This window comes from Streptomyces sp. NP-1717, assembly GCF_022695985.1.
Lineage (GTDB): Bacteria > Actinomycetota > Actinomycetes > Streptomycetales > Streptomycetaceae > Streptomyces.
In genome coordinates this window covers 1-3153 of the sequence record NZ_JAAPBF010000399.1, presented here as the reverse complement: position 1 = coordinate 3153, position 3153 = coordinate 1, and the positions used below count along the sequence as shown (strand labels likewise).

2 protein-coding genes are annotated in these 3153 nt (G+C 72.3%); both read right to left on the bottom strand.

All coding sequences use genetic code 11. The features are described 5' to 3' along the window. On the bottom strand, positions 1 to 1560 hold a 1560-nt coding region (locus tag GXP76_RS34860; RefSeq protein WP_277994142.1), incomplete at its 3' end, for a type I polyketide synthase. Between the two features lie 20 nt (positions 1561 to 1580). After that, positions 1581 to 3153 (bottom strand): beta-ketoacyl reductase (locus tag GXP76_RS34855; RefSeq protein ID WP_242575622.1); only part of this gene is annotated, 1573 nt, incomplete at its 5' end.

Here is a 3153-nt window from a genome sequence, read left to right as displayed (position 1 = left end):
GAACTCGACGTCGGCGTCGCGCAGATCGGGGCGGTCGGCGGCGAAGTCGTACAGGCGCTGGGCCTGCCCGCGAAGTGCGGTGGGGGTACGGGCGGATATCAGCCACGGCCGGGCTGGCTCGTCGGATGCCGCGGTGCCGTCGAGGCGGCCGGCGGGCTCGGAGACGCCGGTGTCGTCCGGTGCCTCCAGGATGACGTGCGCGTTGGTACCGCTCACCCCGAACGAGGAAACGGCCGCGCGGGGCGCACGGTCGCGTTCCGGCCAGGGCATCTCCTCGGTGACCAGCGCCATCGTGCCGGCGGACCAGTCGATCGCGGTGTTGGGCGCCTCCGCGTGCAGGGTCCGCGGCAGAGTCCTGTGCCGCATCGCCATGATCATTTTGATCATGCCGCCGACGCCGGCCGCGGCCTGGCTGTGCCCGATGTTCGACTTGAGCGACCCGACGCGTACGGGATCGCCCGCCGGCCGGTCGGTGCCGTACGTGGCCTGAAGCGACTGCGCCTCGATGAGGTCCCCGAGCCGGGTGCCGGTGCCGTGCGCCTCCACCGCGTCCACGTCGGCGGCGGTGAGCCCGGCCGCCGTCAGCGCCTGGCGGATCACCTTCTCCTGCGCCGCACCGCTGGGGGCGGTCAGGCCGTTGCTCGCGCCGTCCTGGTTGACCGCGCTCCCGCGTACGACCGCCAGGACCGGGTGCCCGTTGCGCCGCGCGTCCGACAGTTTCTCCAGCAGCAGCACACCCGCGCCCTCGGCCCAGCCGGTGCCGTCGGCCTCGGCGGAGAACGCCTTGCAGCGACCGTCCCGGGCCAGCCCGCGCTGGCGCGAGAACTCCACGAAGGTGTCCGGCGTGGACATCACGGTGACCCCGCCCGCCAGCGCCATGGAGCACTCCCCACGACGCAGGGCCTGGGCGGCCAGGTGCACGGCCACCAGCGAGGAGGAACAGGCGGTGTCGATGGTGATGGCGGGGCCTTCGAGGCCGAGGGCGTACGCGACCCGGCCCGAGGCGACACTGGCGGTGTTGCCCGTGCCGACGTACCCCTCGATGTCCGGCGGGAACTCGGACAGGCGCCAGGCGTACCCCTGACCGATCAGCCCCGAGAAGACACCGACCTTGGAGCCCCGGAGGGACTTCGGGTCGATACCGGCCCGTTCGACGGCCTCCCAGCTGCTCTCCAGCAGCAACCGCTGCTGGGGATCCATCGCCAGCGCCTCACGCGGACTGATCCCGAAGAACTCGGCGTCGAAGTCCGCCGCGTCATGCAGGAATCCGCCGCGGTGGACGTATGAGGTACCGGCTTCGTCGGCGTCGGTGCCCCGCAGCTCGTCCAGGTCCCAGCCGCGGTCGCGTGGGAAGGGGGTGATGGCGTCACCGCCCCGGGCGACCAACTGCCAGAGTTCCGCCGGTGAGTTGACGCCGCCGGGGTAGCGACAGGCCATGCCGACGACGGCGATCGGCTCCCGTGCGGCGGAAGCCATGTCGTGGTGCTCGCGACGCAGACGGTCGTTGTCCTTCAGCGCCGCGCGCAGGCCCTGGACGAGCTGATCGGCCGAAGTTTGCATGGTCGTCACTCCCGGAGGGGTCAGTCTTCGAACGTTTGGAGGGCGATGCGGATCAGTTCGTCGGCATCCATCTCATCGATCTCCCCGGGTCGGTCGTCGTCCGGCAAGGCCGGCGGACGGCCGTTCCCGCGGGCGAGGCGCATCAGCGGGACGCTGAGCCCGGATTCGCGGAATGTCTGGAACGGGATGGTGGCCAGCATCCGGCGGAAGTCGGCCTCGGTGAGGTCGTCGTCGGACGTGTCCGCGCCGGGCCCGCCTGCGCCGGTCGTGTCCACACCGTTGGCCGTGGCTGCCGCGGCCTCTGCCGCGAACTGGCGGTTCAGGTGTTCCGCGAGCAGGACAGGTGTCGGATGGTCGAAGACCAGCGTCGGGCGTAGCGCCACCCCGGTGGCGGCGTTGAGCCGGTTACGCAGCTCGATGCCGGTCAGCGAGTCGAACCCCAGCTCCTTGAAGGCCCGTTCGTCCTCGACCGTCTCGACGGAGGGGTGGGCCAGGACCGCGGCGGCGTGCTCACGGACCAGGCTGAGCAGTTCTCGGCGCCGCTCGCCGTCCGGGAGCGTGGCCAGCCGGTCGCGGGCACCGGTCTGCCCGAGCGCGACCGTGTTCCGCGCCTGCGGGACGCGCCCGGCCGCGGCTGGACCAGCCAGCAGTGGGTGCGTGTGCCGGTGTCGCGGTTTCAACTGGAGCAGGGCCAGATGGGGCCGGTCGGCGCGGTCCCGTGCGTGGTCCCACATCCGCAGGCCGACCTCGGTGCTCAGCGGCTCCATCCCGGAGGCGGCGATGCGTGCCAGGTCGCCCTCGGAGAGGTGCCCGCTGATTCCGCTGCGCTGCGCCCAGAGGCCCCAGGACTGCGACTGCGCGGGCAGGCCACGGGCGTGGCGGTGTTCGGCGAGCGCGTCGAGGAAGGTGTTCGCAGCAGCGTAGTTGCCTTGACCGGGTGCGCCGAGGATGCCTGCCGCCGAGGAGAAGAGGGTGAACATCGCCAAGTCGTCGCCGCGGGTCAACTCGTGCAGGTGCCAAGCCGATTCGGCCTTCGCGGCGAGCACCGCTCCCACCCGCTGCGGGGTGAGCGAGCCGATGACGGCGTCGTCGGCCACCCCGGCGGCGTGCAGGACACCGGTCAACGGGTGGTGCGGGTCGACGCGGTCGAGGAGGTCGGCGACCTCGTCCCGGCGGGACATGTCGCAGGCTACGACGCGCGCCTCGGCGCCCGCCCGTCGCAGTTCCTCGACGAGTTCGCCGGCCCCGGGCGCCTCAGGTCCACGGCGGCTGGTCAGCAGCAGGTGCCGTACGCCGTGCCCGGTGACCAGGTGCCGGGCCATCAGCGCCCCGAGGGTGCCGGTGCCGCCGGTGATGAGCACGGTGCCCTCGGGATCGAGCGGCACGGGGACGGTGAGGACCATCTTGCCGGTGTGGCGGGCCTGGCCGAGGTACCGGAACGCTGTCCGGGCCTCGCGGATGTCCCAGGTCGTGATCGGCAGCAGGTCCAGTTCGCCTCGGCGGAGCAGGGCGAGTACGTCGGCCAGCATGGCGCCGATCCGCTCCGGCTCCGGGTCGGAGAGGTCGAAGGTCCGGTACGTCACGTCGTCCGGT